1 protein-coding gene (cut by a window edge) is annotated in these 20,444 nt (G+C 66.3%); it reads right to left on the bottom strand.

What is annotated here, in order from left to right; all coding sequences use genetic code 11:
• Window positions 1–2: 2 nt before the first annotated feature.
• On the bottom strand, window positions 3–20,444 hold the 3' portion of the coding sequence (locus tag NF4_RS27240) for a glycosyltransferase (protein ID WP_157120634.1). 13,401 nt of this gene lie beyond the right edge of the window; only the last 20,442 of its 33,843 coding nucleotides appear in the window; its start codon lies beyond the right edge, outside the window — the gene reads right to left on this strand; its stop codon occupies window positions 3–5.

Here is a 20,444-nt window from a genome sequence, read left to right as displayed (position 1 = left end):
ACTCACCCTTTCTCTGCCTCACCGTTACGGTCTCCGGCACCGGTGGTCTTCCCTTTCGAAGGCAACGCATTCATCATTTTCTCGGCTGCCGCATCCCAGGTGTAATTGTCATCTTGCATCGCTGCTCGCGCCAGCGCGGCGGCTCGCCACAGCCGCGGCATATCCGCTGTTTCCTCGATGATCCGATCGGCCCACGTCTCGATGGGGATCGGCCCCGCGTAATCCTGCGCAACCACCATTCGCCGGGAAATCTCATTCGAGAAGTGGTCGCGGAGAAAGCGTCCGAACCCGCTGCTGTCGGGGGCCAGAACCGGAAGCCCGGCGGCCAACGCCTCGCTGGATACCAGCCCGAAAGACTCGGCGCGCGAAGGCATGATCAACAAGTGTGCGCGTCGGAGCACTTCCAGTTTTCGCTCCGGATCCGTTGTATAGGGCACAACTTCGACCTCCTGGCCCGCGATATGGGACAGCATCCGCTGGGTACGCTCGAGTGTTTCCGGCTGGGCTCCCACCAAGGTCAGGTCGATACCTCCGCCGCGCTCGCTGACCAGCCGGGCGATCTGTGCGGCCTCGTGGACACCTTTACGATCCGAATGCAACCGGCCCATGAGCACTACTCTGGGGCGGCCCTCCAGCGGAGGTTGCCCGAGTTGCTCCACCACATCGATTCCGGGGAGGAGTTCGTGGACCACAGGTGCCCGCCCGGATTTCGCCGCGAGTTCCCCGGCGAGATCGGCCAGCACCGGCCCCACCCCCGCCACGACATCCGCTTCCGCAGACAGCTCGCCCTCCAGGAATTTTATCGCCGCCCCTTTCCGGGGCTCGCCGCGATTGGCCTCGCAGGTGGCGTCGTCGAAGTGCAGGAAATGAATCAGCTGAGCATCTCGATATCGCACGTGGCGTATGAATCGCGCGGCCCACCCCCCGCTGTTCTTGTGCGAGATGATCGTGTCTATATCCTCCGGCAAGAGATCCAGGTCCGCGTCGAGCTGATCCTCGGGCGGCAGATCGGGATCGTAGGAGCGAGGGCCGATCAACCTCACTCCACTCGGTGGCGTCCATTCGTCCACCGGAGACCCGGCCCGGACGAAGACCTCGTGCCCGCTGCGCGCCAACGCGCAGGCGAGTTCCCGGTTGACGGTGGCACTGCCACCGACTCCCGCACCGGCCCACCACCGGGAGACCAACAGAATCCGGCGCCGTTCCCGCGGCACTGCGATCGAAGCCCGCCCTGATGTGCCGGCACGGTCCGGGGCTTGACGTCCCGCGGCCTCCGGCCGCCCGTCGCCGGCCTCGGTAGCGACGACGTTGCCGCGCCGGTTCGATCGCAGTACGGCCACAATCCTGTCCTCCGCCTCGATCACCTTCCGAAGCAACTGCTCGGTGGCAGCGCTCGATCGGCTCTCCGCGCTCTGGACGAGCTCCCGCCGAAGCCGGTTGATATCGGCATGGCAGGACCGCACATCCTCCGCGGTCTCCAACGGCCTCCGCAGGAGTTCATCCGCCACCGCCGCAACGGCCGGATCCGGGCCATCGACCGCCGGCACACTCCGTACGGGTTCGCCGCCACCGATACTTCCGGGGAAGTAGTCCAGGACCACAACCGCCTGCGATTTCCCGTCGACCAGCGACGTTCCCGGAGTTCCGTCCGGATGGACGACCATCCCGAAGATCTGGGAGGAACGCCACTTGTCCGCACCGGCGGCCACCCACTGACCGAAACTCATCTCGGCGCCGTTGTCGACGACCTTCACCTCGGTACCGTCCCGAAACACAGCCACCGCATGAGATCCCACCCGTCCGACCCGGAAGAGTCCCCGATATCCGACCGTAGCCACCACGGCATCACCGGTTGTCCGCACCCGTTCGAAGAGCGCACCCGGATCGGGCCAGCCACCGGGCTCCCAATCGGCACCCACGACCTCCGGCGCTCGCCACCCGTAGGTCCCCGAATACCTGGCCACCGGAGCCGGCAATCCCTCCGGCACCGCCAGCCGCAGCGCCGCATAAGCCGCGTCGCGAGCCCGATAGACGCAGAGGAGATCGGATCGGCCCATATCCAGGTGCGTGTCGGGAGGACGGTATGCGACGAGGTCACCGACCGCTTCCGTGGTGGCGAGCAGACTGTCGATACGGCTGCCGAACCCGGCGGCCAGGGCCTTGTCGATCCTGGCGAGCTCGGTTGTCCGGTGTTCTGCCCCGGCCGGTGGGAGGTGTGCTCCGGACAGCCGGAAGTGTTCCCCGGCAAGCAGATGGAGTTCCCCGGCGAGCTCGAGCAGCTGGGCTTCGCGGGCCGACCACAATGCCCGGTACTCGGCGAACTCGAGCAGCTTCTCCGGCAGGGTGGGCCGATCGACCGGGCCGCGGCGCGGCTGCACACCCACGCTGTTCCGGAGCGCCGCCACGTCGGTGATATCCGCGTCGGACAGCTCCGGGTATTCGAATTCAGCGGCATTGCCGCGGTATTCGATGAACCGCCGGTCTGCGAGATCTACCTGTGCCCGGGCCCAGGCGATGGCGGATCGCAACCGGCCGATACCGATGATCCGATCCGTGGCCGGAACATCGGATTCCAGCCGGAGCTGGGCCGATTCGCGGGCGAGCCGCTCCAGGCCGGTTCCGAGGGTCACCGGTTTGCCGAGGGAGATACCGTATTCCTCGGCCAACTCGAGTATCCGGCCCAACTGCGTCGCGAATGCGGATCGCAACTCGATCAGTTCCCCGGCCTGTTCTGCACGCAATCGAGGCTCCGCGCCGCTCAGCGCACGATATTCGCTGTGCCGCAGATATAGCACTTCGGCATGCTCCGCGAGTTCGTCGAGGCGCCACGCGATATCCCGCCGGACAGACGTGAGCGCCAGGTCCTCGGTGACGGGCCGGATCAGATCTTCCGCCTCGAGCCACGCGTGCAAGCTTTCGATTCGGTCGAAACGCTCGTCCGGGGCGACCGGAGAGCGCAGGTAGCCGGAATCCTCCGGGTTGTCGCGGAAAGTACCGCCGGCATCGGGTCCCATATAGCGGACCTGGTAGACATTCCGATTCAGCCACGGCAGCGCCGGGGGAACCGCATAGGCCCGAGCCGGATCTACCGTGCGCCAAAACGGCCAGCGCAACCGGCGGTCTCGGCCGACCGGGGCCGAATCCCGGTACGCGGGCACCGGCGCGGCCGGTGATACCTCATCGTTCAAGCCGGCCGCGGCGAGGGCGGCGCGCAGCCGGGCCGCGGGATCGGCAGGATCGGAGGCCGAAACCCCGGATTCTCCGCCCATTCGATGCCGCGGGAAGTCGTACCCCGCGACCCCCACCGGGTAGTCGCCCACGGCGATCGGATGCTCCGGCGAGTAGGTCGGCGTGCCGTCCACGCCATCTTCGGACGCGAAGACGATCCCGTACAGCCTGCCCTCGGCAGGCGTCCACTCCTCCAGCCGCATATCGGTCCGGATGCCCTTGTCGAGGGTGTGCACCCAGACCTCGCCGTCGATTCCGCGGTGCAGGACGAAGACATGGGCATCGGTATCGGTATCGGTATCGACCGCGCCCGCCACCACGGCACCGCCGGCGGCGCGGGCGCGCATCTCCGCGAGGTCGGCGAAACCGCCGAGACGCCAGTTCGCCCCGAGGCTCGCGGCGAATTCGACCGGGCTCGTACCGTTTTCGCGGATCCGGCGACCGGCGGCGGTGGTCGCGGATCCCGAGGGTATCGATGGTGAGTCGACGCCCAGCAGCAGGGCGATGAACGCCGTGGCATCGACCGCGCATATCTTCGGAACATCGTTCGCCGAGGAACTCGGTACCGCACTGCCGTCACCGATGGCCGGGATGAGGGCTTCCGTCCGCAACGGTGTATCCGGCGTGGGTTGTTCCACGCCCTGACCGGAACGCGGGTCGGGTAACTCTGGCGCCGAGGCGGATTCGCCGGTGCTCTCCGGTTCGGCAATGCCATCGACACCGTCCGAATCGGCCGGTTCGGCCGCGATGCCCGCGACGCCCGGAGTGGCAGCGACACCGGAGGTGGCCGAGGAGCTCGGGGCGGCCGATGAGGCTTGGGTGACCGAGGAGGCCGGGTGTTCGGCGATGCGGATCAGTTCGGCCAGTCCGGCTGCGATTTCGCGATCCAGGGCGGCGATCTCATCCCGTCGATCGGTCCGCTGGTCCGTTCCTGCGAGGGTATTGCGTTCCTCGGCCAGCTGCTCGAGGTCCCGCGTCTTCTGGTCCAGACGATCGAGCAGCAGTTGCGCGACCGCGAGCACATCGGCCGCCGCGGCGGCGTCGTCGAGCCGGGCCTCGTGCTCTTCGTCGAGATCGTCCAGGGCATCCTCCGCGCGGAGGTCGGCGAAATCGGGCAACCGGCCGGGTTCGGGGTTGTCGGGATATCCCCGCAATTCCTGCCAGGCATCGTGGGAATGCTGTTTGGCTTCGGCCCAGTTCCGGCGGACGGTCTCCAGTACCTCGGTGGCACGTTCGAATGCCGCGTGGTCGAGGGCACGTGGCAGCGAATCGCCCGGCGTCGCGAAGTGCTGCCGCAATTCCCGCAATGCCGCACCCAGGCCCGGCGGCTCGGGCTGAGCCGCGATGATCCGTTCGACGGCGCCCAGGCTCGCGTCCATCAGTTCGGTGCGCTGTTCGAACATCAGATCCGCAGCTTCGGCCCGGACGGCCAGGTTATGCAGCTCGACTGCCTGGAGATAGGCCACGGCCGGATCACGGAACCGGTGCGGACGTCCGGCGTCGAGATCCCCGCGCACGTCCCGCGCCGCGACCCGGGCCGCCAGTTCGTCGTCCGAGATCGCATGCTCGATATATATGGACCACTTTTCGCGGTTCAGCTCGATCGCCCGCTCGAGGGCGGCCAGCCTGGCACCGGTCTGGCGCCGGGCATGGGGGTCGAGACCGAATACCGCCGGCTGGATGGGCCGGCCGGCCACCGTCCCGGGATCCGGTGGGCGATGGAGTTCCCGGCTCGCGGTGAACCACTCCCCGGCCTGCCTATCCAGTTCCGCGGCCAGATCCCTGAGCATCTCGAGTTCCGTGTGGGTGTCGAACCCGGCGGTGTAGTGCGCCTGGGCGGTGGCGAGCGCCCGGCTCAGGGTGATCACCTGTTCGGCCCTGGTGCGCCACCGCTCGAGCTCCGCCACCGCATTGCGCAGGTTGTCCAACGCGAAGAAATCCAGCTGGTCGGGTGAGACGCCGTCGGGGTTGTCCGCGGCATCGCGACGCAGCTGGTCCACCCGTACCGGATCCCGGAGGTCAGACTCGGAAACCTGTAGCTGTCGGGCGATTTCGGGGAGCAGTTCACCGTGTAGGCGATCCCATTCCGCACGCCGCAACGATCCCAGCTCCGGGTTGGTGTCCAGGTACGACCCCAGTTGAAAACCCAGCCGCAGCTGCTCGTGCAGGCCGACGGTGAGGAGTTGAAACAGCGCGGGTTTCGGAAAATCATCGGGCAGTGGCCGGGACCTGTCGACCAGGAACCGCAGTTCGCTCGGCACTCCCGGGCCGCCGGCGCCGTTGTCGAGCGCGTCGACCGCCCGCGCCTCCAGAATCGCCGACAGTTGCTCGTACAGCACACCGATATCGGCGCCCGCCCAGAACACCACGGCATGCGGCGGCCCGTCGCCGGGATCGGCGGCCATCCTGCTGTAGTACTTCAGTGCACGGCTCGACGCCGCCGCGAAAGCGGACGGATCCGCGGCACCAGGTGACACATCGACGACGATCTTGTCCGCCCGTTCGATCTCACCGATCACCAGCAGATCGGTGCCATCTCCGTGCAGGTCCAGCGAGAACACCCGGACCGCCGAATCACCGGGCAGCCGCGCCGCCGCCCGGTCCAGCCGCCGCAACTCGTGCGCCCGCCCACCGGCCCGCTCCGGGTCGGCGACCGGCTCGGCAGTCAGTTCCCAGTCCAGCAGCGCCCGATTCGCCCGGTCGCGGAGGTCGCCGGGTATACCGGCCCTCCCGGCGATCAGGCCGGGCTCGGCCTCGGCGACCAGCGCCAGACCCGGTACATGGGTGTGCCGCAGCGGCAACACCGGTCCGGTCCCGCCGAGCAGACGCCGAACCTCGGCTATCTGCGACTGCTCGCCGGCGTTCAGGGGTGCCGGTGCATAACTCGTCACTGCCCAGGGATCACCGGGTTCGGGATCACCGGGCCGCGACGGCACCGCGTCGTCGGCGCCGACCGCGAAATCGTCGGCATCCGCCCTGGGCCGCCAGGATTCGGGCTGTTGCGGTGGTGTTTCGACCCGGCCGTTGTGGTCGAGGAACACCACCAGAACTCGATCTCCGCGTCCTTCGGCGGGCAGTGCGAAATCTCGTCCGACGCCGGTTACCGCCTCGGCACCAGCATCGGTAGCCGTCCGATCCGGGGCGGCCGCGGGCCCGTCGTATCGCGTGAAACGGATACCGCCCGGACCATCGGACCGCCACTCCAGCAGATATGTATGCCCCATCGGACCGCCGACAGTCGGGGTCAGTGTGGGATCGAATACCGACACCAGACCGCGCGACCGACCGGACCGCACCATATCCCGCAGCACCGGTTCGAGCCCGGCGAGCTCCGGAATCCACACCGCCCGAGCCGGTTCCCCGTCCGGACCGGGTCCCAGCGCCGGTTCCACCCGGCTCACCAGCACGCCGCTCAGACCGGCGGGCCCCAGATCGCCGAGATCTTCCCGTCCGGAGACCGCGGTGATATTGCCGATCAGATCCCAGGCGCAGTGATCGATCTTCCGGGCTGCGGCGGACTCGACGGTACCGGCCGCCGCTTCGCTATCCTCCGAGATCGGCCGGATCCGTGCGCCGCCCTCCGGCATCGGAAGGCCGAACGCGTCGAATACCGCCCGATACAGCGCATCCACCGGATCGGCCGCCTCGAACACCGCCGGGTCCACCACCTCCAGACCGAACCTCTGTATCGCCCGCACCAGCTCGTACAGCGAATGATGTTCCGGCATCAGGAAAGCCAGTACCGCACCCAGGTAAGCCGTATCCGAAACCCCCGGCGGTTTCAACCACAGGAAATGCGAAGCGAACCGAGCCGCCGTCCCCGAAATCGCCGATACCACCGGGAACCCACGCTCGACCGCGGTCGAGCGGAACCATTCCCCGTCCCGGGCAATACCCACCGCGAGCGAGCCGACAGTCGCCCTGTCCGCCGGAAGCGGTACGGCGTACCTTTCCGGATCCAGCCGCTGCGCCTCCTCCGGAGTGACCTCCCGATCCGCACAGTAGACCCGCACCAGGGTCACCACCGCGTTCCCGTTCGCATCCCGCACCCGGCTGCCGGTCTGCTCGTCGAACTCGTAGAGCGGTAGCGCGAAACGGAAATCTTTGCCTCTGGCCTCGAATTCGGCGCGGAGCGCATCCTCGAGCGTGTCCTCGTCGACCCGCCCGTCGGCAGTACGCGGCAACTCCAGGTTGCCCGGTTCCAGCCGGGATATTTCGAGCGCGATCAATGGACCCGGGATCGCCGCGAACTCCCTGGACGACAACGGCATCCCCAGCAGACGCCAATCCTGGACCGTCCATACCCGGCGTCTCTTCCAACGCTCACTGGGAGGGCGCTCGTCCGCGTTGCTGAGCGCGAGCTCCTCCAGAAGTGGCAGATCCTTGTCGTCGCGCACCGATTTCACGGATTCGGAGACATCGAGCAATTCCACCGTTCCCAGCGGATCTGCCCCGACGATCTGCACACGCAGCGCACCCAGCGCCTCGACATCGAGTCCCAGCCGGGCCGCCGTCTCCGTCCAATCCGTCCGGTTCAGCAGCTCGGTCACACCGTCGTCGAGCGTCGGTCCCGCCGGTGGATCGATCTGCCCGCTGTACCACATCGCATTCTGCAGGGCGCACATCAGTTCCCGGACATTGCCGGCCGCCGCCAGCTCGTCCAGCGACACCGACCGCGCCACCTGCCCGTGCCCCTTCGTTCCCCCGACCGCATAGAACGCGTCCTCGACCCGCTCGATCTGCTCCGGTGTCCGGTCCGGCGCATGCATGTCGATCAGCACCGCACGCAGGTGCTGCAGCACCGCCACCGCGGCCTGCCGGACCTCCGGATCGTGGTACAGCACCCGCGCCAGCTCGACCTCTTCGCGCACCCGTAGTACCCGCCACCCGGGCACACCGGAATTCGGCGCGACAGGATCGGCGGACAGCGCGCCCCCATCGTCGTCGCCGAGCCGAGCCTGCTTTGCGGCGGCGCGGTCCGGTTCAGTCGATACCGGGCCCTGCGGCGCACGAGCTCCCGGTAGTGATACCGGGGGCAGGGTGTTCTCGGGTTGCGCGGCCGGGGGCAACTCGCCGGTGCGCACAGCCTCGAGCACAAGGCCGAGCGCATTGTCCAAGGCCACTGCTATCTCGGCCGGCCGTCCATCGTCGCCGTGCCCGATGTCCGATACGGCCGCAAGGGCGTCGCGAACCTCGAAGTACTGCGCTGCCAGGTCTTCCACCTGCCCGGCGAGCTCTACCAAGGCGGTTTCGCGGGTGGCCAGTAGCTGCCGGGTCTCGGCGAAGTCGATCAGCAGATCGAGCCGCCCCGAGATGGCGGATCGTTCGAATTTCTCGAGGTCACGGCCAGATTTCCGGTCCAGCCGCCCGCGTAGTTCCCGCAGGCGGGTCAGCTCGGTCGGTTCCTGGGTGAAGTCGTAGTCACCGACTGCCCATGCGTTGCGTGCCAAGTCCCGGACGGCACGGAACTGCTCATCCAGCACAGCCAGCTGAGCCCGGGTCCATACCGTGGCGCCGTGCAGCAGCGCGAGTCCTTCGGCATGTGCCGTGCCGATCAGAGCCGCCTCACCCGCGATCAGTTCGCGGTCCAGCAGACGCAACCGGTCGGCTTCTGAATGCCCGGCCGCGGCCGGACCACTCAGCCGTTCGGCAAGCACCGCGACATGCTCCGGGGTCAGCAGTTCCGGCGGATAGCCGATCAGCTCTCCGAGGTGCGCGGCCCGGAGGTCACGATCCCTGCGGAGTTGCTGCTGCCGCTCGGCGAGTGCGGCCACGTTCCGGTGCGCCCACCCGTCCGGCTGCATATCCGGTGGGGGCGCGAATTCCGCTAACTGCCGCGCGAACTCATCAGCGAGCCGCAGCGTTACCGGCCCCAGCACCCGGCTCGGCGCGAAATCTCCTAGTTGCCAAACATATCTGCGTTCAGCGGCCCATTCCACGGTGTCGCGGGCCCGGCTCGCGAGTTCGTCTCGAAGCTCATCCACCTCGTGGGTACGGGCCGAGGACACCCGATACATCGAACCGTGCCCACGATGGGCTGCCGCCTCCGCCTCGAATATCCTGGCGGCGAGCCTCTCCAAATCGATGACACGGCGCATCAGGCCGGCATCGTCGGCCATTTGGCCCGGCCTACCGCCCCAGTATTCCAATTGCGCCTGCGCCACAGCCTTGAGCGCCTCGATCTTGTCCAGGTTCGCCACGAATTCCGCTGTCTGCGTGCCATTCGCGGCCCCCGGGGAAAGTCCTGGAGTCGTCCCGGCGACGAGGGCTGCGTTCCGCAGGAGGTTCAGGTCGAGTTCGAATGTCCGGCCACCGTGACTTCCGGTTCGCCCCAGTGATTCCGGCTCTCGAACAAACGGATGAAACTCCCATGACCACAGCGCGGCCGGCGCGCCCCTGTACTGCCGGGCGAGCGACAAGGGTGACACCGTGTCCCGTCCGTCCGGACCGAGCTCGGAGTCGAGACCTGCATTCGGTCCCGGCACCGCCCGGACCGCTTCGTACACATCCGGTGGAAGACCGCCCGGTGCGGAACTTTCCGGAACGGCGTCATCGGCGCCGACCGGGAAATCCTCGCTGTCCCAGCGCACCCGCCAATGATCCGGCGGCTGCGGCACCGCTTGGACCCGCGCTTCCGCATCGAGAAACGTCACGAACACCGGACCGCCGAATCCAGCGTCGGGAAGTACGAAATCGACTCCACCGGCCGCCGATTGATTGTCTGTGGATACGGTTTCCGCGTCGGCACGCGCCTGGTCGTCGTGACTGAGAAATCTCGGTTCACCCTGTTCGTCGACCGACCATTCGATCAGATAGGTATGTCCCTGCTCCCTCGCCGCGGCCGAGGTCACCTTGGGGTCGAACACCACCACCCCGCCGTGCTTCTGCCCGGTGGTCATCAGCCGGCGCACGCCGGTCTCGATCTCGGCGAGACCGTGGATCCGCACCGCACGACGCACCTCACCGTTCGGATCATCGGCGAGTGCCTGCTCCAGCCGACTGGCCATTACACCGCTCAGATCACCGACGCCCGTCAGATCTCCGAGATCGTCCCGGCCGAACACCCGCTCGATATCGGCCAGCAGTCGCTCGCCGCACCGATTCGGCTCCCACGCCGTGTCCTCGGTATCGGAACGCCGATGCGGGGCGATCGCCTCGCCGGCATCCGGGACGAGGCCGGCCAATACCTGCCAGGCGGAATCGGTTCCCAGAAGGCTGTCCAGTTGCCGTTCGACCACACCGAGGTCACCGATCACCGACTCCAGCCGGCCGGCCACTTCCTCGATGTCGAGCAGGACCTGCGCGATCCGATCCTCGGCGTCCGGAACGGCGGCGTGGACCCCGGCCACCACATCGTCGCCGAATCGGTCGGCTCGCTCGACCTGCTCCAGCACCAACTGTTCACGGATGTCATCGACCAGTGACAGCAGACGGCCAGGCGACACCGGCCGCCTCATGGCATCATCCAGCTCATCTCGGTAGCTTGATGCGAACCTGGTGTCCCGGTCGAATTCCGATCCCTCGACGAGCGGTCCGGGTTTCCAGTAGAGCCGCTGCACCTCGCCGAACAAGTTCGTGCGCGCGACGCTCTGGTCCACCAGCACACTCGCCCGCGCCGCCAACTGCTCGACCCGCCACTGCCAATACATCCGTTCGATCGCCCGAGTTCGCCCCGGATCGTCACCCTCGGCCCGCGACGCGAACTCGAACTCGGCCCACGCATACCGGACGGCGCGATCCAGCGCCTCTATTCCGGTGAGCCACTGCTGCCGCCGGACATCCGGCGGCACATTGTCGGTCGGTTCGTAATACTTGATCGAGGTCAGCGGATCCGATATGGCGATCCGGCTTTCCGCGAGCCACCCCAGGGACCTTCCGGCCTCCCATTTCAGGGGGGAGTCCTGCGACAGCGAGGGTTCGACCGAACTCCCAGCTACGGCAAGCGTGTCCAGTTCGAAACGTCGCTCCTCGAGCTCGAGGCTGCACGCCTCGAATGTTTCGATGGTTCGTAGCAGACGGTTCAGTGGGCCCAGGCGCTCGACGCCGGGCTGCCGCCCCTCCGGATCAGGGAATGGCCGCGTCCTGGCCTGTAGCTCGAGTTCCTCGACTTCCCGCCGCAAGCGCGCCACCGTCTCCGGGCCGGGCAGGACATCACGGCGCCGCGCTTCCCCTACGTTCAACTGCACGCCCGAATCCGATGCCAGGTTCATCAGCCGCTGTCCGGTCTGCCGCACTGTCTTTGCGACAGCAACCGTCTCCGCTGCCTTTGCTTCGAATTCCTCTGCGCGGGCACGCAATTCCTTGAGGCTCAGTGGGCCGGCGCCAGGATGGGCGGATTCGCGGTACATCGCCGAATCCATGGCATCGATCGCATCGATCCAGCCGTTGTACTGCGCGAATTCGCGTATCTGCGCAACGATGCCGTGCAGTCTCGCGAAGTCCACCAGCAGCGAAGTGAGCACTTTCGGACGGTCCGGCATCAACCACAGATCACCGACCACCTGCAGAGTCCTGGTCGACTCCAACGAGGATTCCGGAGTGGTCCCGGTGGTCGATCCCGACCTGGGCAGGTCGGCGACAACTCGGTTGATCTCCCCCCGCAGCCGCTCGTGGTACTCGTCCACGTACCTGCGGAACTCCGAGTCCGGATTGTTCAGCGCGTCGCCGCCGCCTCTGCTGAGATCGTGGATGATCTTCCAAGGGAAGAGGTCGGGACTGTCGGTAGGCAACCGGCCGAACAGCTCGGATTTCAGCTTGTCTCGCGCGGCGCGCCAGTCGATCCGTTTCTGCGCCAGCCCCGGGACGATCGCGGCGATCCCGACCTCGTCCAGATCCCTCTCCGGCACCCAGGGTTGCGGCCACGACACCCTGGAATCCGATGCCGCCGGCAGATACTGCGCGACCGGCGGATCAGCCGGCGATCCTCCGGAATCCGACTCGGTCGGCCGCTGCTCCACCACCGACTGATCGACAGGCCAGACGCCGGAGTGCCCCGGCCTCCTGTCCGGACCCGCAACACCGAAGTCCGCATCCAGGTCGCCCGGATGGACGGACTCCGGCACATAGCCCGCTGTTCCGTCACCCGCACCATCCGGATCCCCAGGCCGAGGCAACGAGTCGCCGCCTCGGTCGTCCGGAGCCGGTGGCGGATCAACTGGGAGACCGCCGCGGGTGCTGTCTTCGGTCGCGCTCCGCTGCCCTCCCTCGACGACAACCCGGGGCGCCAACCGGCCGGCCCGGACGGAGGCCAGTGCCAGGAGGCTGATGACTGCTGGGCCGTCGTCGATTTCGCCGCGCATTGCCATGGCGAGCGCTTCATCGACCGGGATGCGTACCTGCCCCATCCCGATCTCGTCGGATTCGCCCGCGTCCAAGCGGGGGATCCCATACAGGTTCCGCGCCAGGTAGATGCGGTGGTGTTCGTCGGTGACACCGGGAAGTGGCTCCGCAGTGAGGATTTCGCTCCAGTGGAGGGCAGCGAGTCCCGCTCCTTCGGCCAGTTCGCGCCGGGCACCCGTCAGCGGGTCCTCACCGGCTTTGTCGAGCATGCCGGCGGGCAGCTGGTAGATCCAGCGACCGAGTGGTGCCCGATACTGGCGGACCAGGACGACCTCGTCGGTACGTTCGTCCCATGGCAGCGCGAGGACCGTGGCATGGCGGGTGATGACATCCTGGGACACCACGCCCTCGTCCGGTGTGTGCAGTTCCAGCCGGCGCACCTCGTTGTACGGACTGGACCACACCGTGTCCTCGGCCCCACGCCATAGCCGCTGTGCACCGAATACGCGGGTGCTGTCGACCGGCGGCATACCCGATGCTGCGGGCAGTGGGTTCAGCGGCGGATCCGTGGCCGGACGCAATCGGATCTCACCCGATGCCTCGCCCAACGCGGCCAGGACCCCCACCGCTGTTGCGGTATCCACGAGCGCCGCGCCCGTGAGGTGGGCGATGGCCTCCGTCAGCGGTATCCGCAGCATATCCGGTGGCGGCTCGGCGCCCTCGACATCGTCGACGTCCCGGGCCACCAGGACGCGGGTGACGGCGTTCGAACTGCCGCCGCTGCGCACCGCATCCGTAACCAGCGACAACTCCGTGCCGGTTTCCAGTCCGTACTCGGCAAGGATCCGGCGAGCGATCACCGGCACATCACCGTCGGCGGTGAACACACCGCTGGGCAATTCGAGGACCACATCGTCGACCGCGGCACGAAACCGGCGGCTGAGCACAACGCGGCCCTGCCGGTCGACCGGAAGTACAGCCACCGTCGCGGGCACATCCAGCACATCGCGTGGATAGACGTTCCCATCGGGCATACGGACCTTGTACTTCAGCATGCGGTACGTGGAACCGTCGTGGGCCACCTCGGCCGACACCAACTCGAACTCCGCCGCTTCACCGGCCGAATCAGCGGAGTCGAGCTCCACCGCAGCCGGGGAAGTATCGGCCGGGCTTTCCGGCTTCTCCGTATCGCCGGCATCCCGGCGGCGCTGCTCCACTTCCGTGGGAAGTTCCCTGGCCAGGCGATAGACGAACGCCCTTCCTCGCGAGGTGTGTTGCGAGGCTACTTCGACAAACCCCTCATCGCCCAATACCTTCAGGTTCCATTGGACAGCCTTCAACGGAATGCCGAGTGCGGAGCTGAGTTCGAGGGCGCTCATCGGACGATCGGCCAGGAGCAGGGCGATCCGCGCTTGCCGATCTGTCAGGGGCCCGCCGGCCCGCTGCACCCGCTCGCCGGCGACCACCGGTGTCGTGTTCCGCGCGTCCGGCAGCAGGCGGTAGCGGGCCTGTGCCCCATCCTCCACCGGCTCCACGATCCGCAGATCCTGCAGTCCTCGCATCGCTTTGAGAACTCGTTTGTGTGCCGCGCGGGTCAGGTGCGCCAAATCCGAGACAGCACACTCCCCTTGCTCGTCCAAGACCGCGACGATCCGCATCTGCATGTCGGTGAGCGGCCGATCGGGGCTCTCCGCCCTCGTGTCCTGGGCGGTACGTTCGTTCACCGGCGCGACATCCAGGCCGGATTCGAACAGTCTTTCCGCCGCTTCCCACTCCGCTTCGGCTATACCGAGAACCCGGTACAGGGCTTTGCGAAACTCCGGGTCGATGGCGGGTCCACGACTACCGGTTTCCAGCCTCCGGATGGTAGCCACGGACACGCCGAGCAGCTCCGCGAGTTCCTGCCGGGACATCGGTCGCGAATTATCGCCGGGAAACCTTGCCGCCCAGCGGCAGGCGGCGAGATAGCTGTGGAAGGTGGTGTGTGCCGCGGCGGAGATGTCGAACGAATCCGGGTGTCCATCCGCCAATTCCGCCACGATCGGATTCCACAGTGGATGTGGCAGCGCCACTCGCTCGAATATTCCGGCGACAACGTCGATCGGGCCACGACTCGTGGTCTCGAGCGAGTGGGTCGCATCGGCGCGGAAACCGCCCACCTGATCCATTTGGGTCTGGCTGGTGAAACCGGCGGCCCGTCGCAGGTCGGCGATGAGAGTTCCCAAGTCGGGGTATGTACGTCGATCGTTGCGGAGGCTCCGGTGTGTGTGCCCGAAGCTTCGGATGTGCTCGAGCAGCGTGTCGAGTTGAGGGCCATCGAGGCCGACATCGCTGTGGTCGGTGATCCTGTGGACAGCCCGCGCGACGATATGGGCCGGGGTGCTCTCGATGCGCGCGCGGAGATCTGCCCGGCCCGCGAGCGCCGCGCCGCTGTCGCGCAGCAGGCGCGCCTTCAGGGCGGCCGCCGCCGGAGTGGAGCGGATGGCCTCGGAGCGGGCGACGTCGAAGTCCCGTTCCGGGTCCGCACCGAGCTCCCGCCCGAGAACGGCATCGAGAGCGCTGTGCAGCGTATCGATGGTGAGGACGTAAGCGAGCCACGGATCACCCCCGGGGTACTTGCGCTCGAACTTTCCGTAGACCTCCGGGATGAAATGGGTCCGCAACCGCGCGAGGGCGAGCGGATCGCCCTGATGTGCCGCCCGCACCAGTTCGTCCACATCGTCAGCCGACTCTGGCTGTCCGCCGGCGGACACCTCCAGCCCATCCGGCGGCGTGTCCTCTCCGTCCTCGTCGTTCTCCGGTCGCTCGTCGCTGTGGCCCGCGCCCGAACGTATCGCGCCGAATCGGTGCGCATAGTCCTCGCGCTGGCCACGCATCGGCACCAGACCTGTCACCGTCAGCAGGCCGTATTCCCAGTCCGAATGCCCGTTTTTCAAGCGCGAATCGGCGCGGTTGTGCCACTCTTCCCATGACTCGTACGGATACTGTTCGGCGAACGCTATTTCGCCGATTTCGTGCTCGATCAGCCGTATGTCGCTGGCCTTTAGTACGGCCGGATCCACCTCGTCGGAGTTCCAATCACCGAGGACCATTCGGTAAATGGCTTCGACGATCTGGAAATCGCAGTCGAAATTATCGTAGTACGCGGTTCCGTCAGCTGCACGGAACCTGTGCTGGTCCAGAAATATGTAGGTCAGAACCTGCTTGATCTCCGCACGGGTGAACGGGGGCTGCCCCTCCTTACGCTTCACGGTGGCGAGATTCGCGACGATTTCTCGGACTTCGGCCTCCGGGCTCCCCTCCATCCAGAGGCGAATCAGCCGGTACTGCTCTTCGGCCCAGGCGTACCACAGCGACGGATCGGACGGTTTCTCGCTGATCACCTCCGCAAGGTGTCCGATATCGCCCGGACCCAGGTTCACGGTTTCCGGCGTCCACTCCACATCTGCGGACCGCGCCCGAGACCAGGCATCATCGGCCGCTGCGGTGTCGGCCGGGAGAGCGGTTTCGAACAAGTCCGGTCGCATCCGGAAAAATCTTGCGGCGACCTCGGCCATGTCCTCGGGCTCAGCGAGCACCCGAGTCAGGTCGACAATCCAGGGTTCGAAGTCCTCCAGCTGCCAGCTCCGCCTGTTCTGTGCCGCTCGGATATCCGTGGCAGGGAGGCCCGTCAGGTCCACCAGCTGTTTCTGGGTGAGTTCACGGTCCAGGCGGCAGGCGAGGAGGTAGCTGCCCAGCCTCTGGTGCGCGCCGGGTTTCGTGCTGAAGGAGTCCAGTCCATCGATGAATCTCCGCGCGAAACGATTCCGATCCGACTCCGAGACACCCAGCGCGAGCAGTATTGTCCGCCAGCGCCGAGGAGTGATTCCCGCACTGCTCCGTTCCGCCGATACGACAATGGTTTCCGAAATATCAGGATCGTCGATCATGTCGGCGAGGTATTTCTCGGACCATCCCTTGTCGCTGAGACGTGCGATAAGGAAGTCACCGGGCGAATTGTGTGCTGCCACCTCTGTACCGCGAGTCCCTGGACCGGGGGACTCGGTTACGCGAGCTCCGGGCGCCGGCTCGGGCAGGCCGTATGTGGACCACGGCCCGTCCTTCCCATACTCGACGAGGTTCCGGGCCTCCAATCTTCGCAGCGCTTTCAGAGCTACGTTCTTCGACACTCCGGCCCGCGCCGCCACCTCTTCGACGCGCCTCGGTCCGTCGGCCAAAAGCTCGAGGATGTTCCGCTCGGTAGAAGTCAGTAGCCGGGCGGCCGCTGCAGCCTCATGTCCGGGCCGACCCGATTCGGCACCGTCCGACTTCGAGGCTCCACCGGCGCCGGACCGCAGTCGGTAACCGCGTGCCTCGTCGGTTTCGAGCCGTTGTACCGCCACATCGGCGGGGAGCCCACCGACCCAATCGAAACGCTCGTTCGCAGCATTGTGGCGAGACTCGTGATCAGCTCGCTCACCCTTCGACCGCTCCAGCAGTTCATGTTCGACCAAGCGGATATCGCTGGCGCGCACCTCGTCCGAAACGCGCTCGCCTGTGATCAGGCGAAGGATCGCCTCCATGATCTGGAAATCGGCATCGAAACGCCGGCGGGTGATCGCGCCGGAGTTCTGATCGATCAGATCGTGCTCGTCCAGGAACAGATAACGCAGAATCGGAACAAGCTCGGACTCGACATCGAAACCGACCCGACCACCCTCACGTTCGGACCTGCACAAGGTGCGTCCGATCGCCTCGGCCATACCGCGCGGGTCACGCTCCAACTCCATACGGACTACGTCGCACAGGGTGTTCGCCCACTCATCCCGCCGGTCTATCTCCGCCGGTGCCACCAGCTCGTAGCCGGCCTCGATCTCACCGGAGACCACCGAATCGGCAAGGCCCTCGAGCCATTGCCGCATCCGAATACCGTCCGGGGAAGGCTCTGGATCGGCCGGATGTGCGTCGGCCACGTTCTCGGGCCGATTCTGGGCCAGGCTATAGACGTAGGACCCCGCGGTATCGTTGTTCACCTGTACGGCACCGCTGTCTCGCAATTCCGCCAGTGTTCGATACACCGTTGTTTTGGATAACCCGAGCAACTCCTCCAATTGGAGCGCGGTGAACGTTCCTTGTGCGAGTAATTCGAGAATCCGTCCGCGTGTACTGATATCAGCGCCGGAAACAAGCAACCGAAAATCGTTCAGCTGTTCGGGAAGGAATCGAAGAACTATCTCGTCGGCCAACCTCGGCGGAATGTGGAGCACCTCGAAAATTTTCCGCCAGTTCTCCGGAGTCGCCTTACCACCGAGTTTCTCGACTCTCCGGTTCGTGTCTTTCGTGAGACCCGCGGCGATATCGAGTTGATGAACACTGGTGAACCCGGCGGCCGATCGAAGGTCGGGGAGCAGGCTCGCTATGTCGGGGTAGTCGTCGAGGCGGCGGGCCGGGGTGTGCAGGGTTGTCGAATCCGGGCCGGACAGTGCGCTCATCAGGAGGTGGATGGTCGAGTTGTCGAAAAGTCCCGACCGCCCCTCGTCCAGCCGACGCTTCTCGAGAGTGGCCGCGTCCGACGGTGTGGTAAGCGCACGGAAATACCCGCGCCGGTCTCCGGGCCCACTGCGCGCGAGCGCCTTGACGACCCGAGCCAGCAACGGCGCCGGCACGCGCTCGACCATCCCGTGCAGGTGAGGTAGCAAGCGGGTATGAGCCAGCAGCTGCGGCCTGATGACGGCGTGACCGACGAAGGCATCCGCCTTGGCACGATCAAGGATTTCGAGGTAGCGGCGAACCAGCTGCCCATCCTCCTCGGGAACCCCGGGGGCATAGCGCCAGGCTTGCTGAGCGTAACCGAGGGCGGCCGCCGTAACGGTGTGCGCGACCCAGGAATCGTTTTCCACCGGCCCGTGCCACCAGCGCCTGTCGCGGAGCCGACCGAGTCCGGCCAGCATCTCTTCGTGGATACCGAGACCGATCGCGCGGCGCATTTCGCCTGCGGCGACGGCGAATTCGCTGCCGGTACTACGGGCACGGCGTAGGAGATCGGGGGTGAGGGACGACTCGAGCGCCTCTGCAGCGACCGCGGCTAGGCCTGAATCATCCCCTTCTCCGGCCACTCGCCTTGCATCCGGTGCCGACCCATGATCCGCGCCGCCGCCGAGGCGACCATCCCGTGTGAGGCCCCGTTCTGGTCCGCGAAGTGCTTCGTCCGCTTGTTGATGGTCAAGCGCTGGTCCATCGCCTCGGTCCCCCCGAACCGATACTCGATCTCCTCCGGGCCGTCCTGAACCAGGCCGTAATACACCAGCAGTGCCATCGGTCTCTCCTTTGTCCTCAGCAGCGTCCCGCAGGGGCGCTACGCTTGAATGACCCCGTTCTCCGGCCAGGTCCCCTCGGTTCTCACCTGTCCCAGAATCCGGGCTGCCGTATCGTGCACGGTCCCCCGCGTCCGGCCGTTCTGATCCTGGAACGCCCAGGTCGTCTTGTCGATCGTCAGCCGCTGATCCAGCTGATCCCGCTTCCTCCCGAATTCGTACCGGATCTCCGTCGGATCGTCCTGAAGCTTGCGAAAGAACACCAGCAGCGCCATCGGTATCGTCCTTTCCCAGGTCTTTCTCCGGACTGTCACCCGAGGGCCCTGGCTCGGCCTCGAGTGCCACGGACCGCTCGGCCGGCCCCGAATGGTCCTCCGGCGTGTGATCGTCTACTCCACCGGGACCGTCCGCGCTCATGGCCGGATCGGGAGTCTCGCGAACAGCCTCGGGATCCACCGGCGGTGGGTCCGCTCCGTCGGCGTCCGGGAAGCCGACAGCGGGGAGCTCACCGGCCCAGTCGAACCGCGAATTCACGGGTTGGTGGCGCTCACCTGACGACCGCTCCAGCAATTCATGTTCAATGAAGCGGATATCCCTGGCACGCACCTCGTCCGCGACCCGCTCACCCGTAACCAGACGCAGGATCGCCTCCATGACCTGGAAATCGGGATCGAACCGCCGGCGGATGACCTCGCCGGTGTCCTCATCGATCAGACTGTGCTCATCCAGGAACAGGTAGTGCAGTATCGGTACGAGTTCGGATTCGACATCGAAACCTACCCGTCCCCAGTCACGCTCGGCTCCGGAAATGGTGCATGCGATTGCCTCGGCCATACCATGTGCGTCACGGGCCAACTCCGCGCGGACCACCTCATACAAGGCGCCGGCCCACTCATCGCGCAGGTCCATCTCCTCCGGCGTCACCAGTTCGTAGCCGCTGTCGATCTCCCCGGACAGCACCGAATCGGCGATATCTTCCAACCATGGCCGCATCCGAATACGGTCCGACTTTTCCAGAATTCGGGTGTGGGCCGTAAATTTTATTGCCGCCCATGCGCGATCGGCCTCGATACCGCCATTTTCGAGGCGGCGGCGGAGATCGTTTTCGAAGCGCCGCAGTTGCTGGTCGAGCACTACTGTATTGCCGACGCGTACGGCGGTTTGCACCAGAGAAACGGCCGATCCGCCCGTAAGCAACGCGTCCGCGGCCAGGCGCTGGTCTTCGGTTGAATCAAGGTCGGGATAGGAATACAGCATCTGCACGAATGAGGCAGCAGGAACCACCTGATCGGCCTCGATCTGCGCGAGGGTACTCTTCGAAACACCGAAACGCGCCGCGAACTCTCGCACCCCCAGCCCCAGTTGATGACGACAGGCAGTGACGACGCTGCCGAATCTGGAATGCTCCGCAGGATCGGTGCCGAACGAATCGAGCCGTCCCGGAAGAAACGCGAGCGCGGCAATATTTGCATCCTCGCCGGATATTTCGAGGCCGCCAACGAGTCTGGACATGCTGCCATTGAGCCGTTGTCGCGCCAGAAAGCTCTCCGCGTTCGACACGGCCAAAGGGGAAACGGCAGCGATATTCGCGAGTCTATCCCGAGACAGGCCCTTGATGATACGACGGACGGCAAAAAAACTACC

This window comes from Nocardia fusca NBRC 14340 (genome assembly GCF_001618425.1).
Classification (GTDB): domain Bacteria; phylum Actinomycetota; class Actinomycetes; order Mycobacteriales; family Mycobacteriaceae; genus Nocardia; species Nocardia fusca.
The sequence above is the reverse complement of the archived record's forward strand: the minus strand, read 5'-3'. Positions and strand labels throughout refer to the sequence as shown.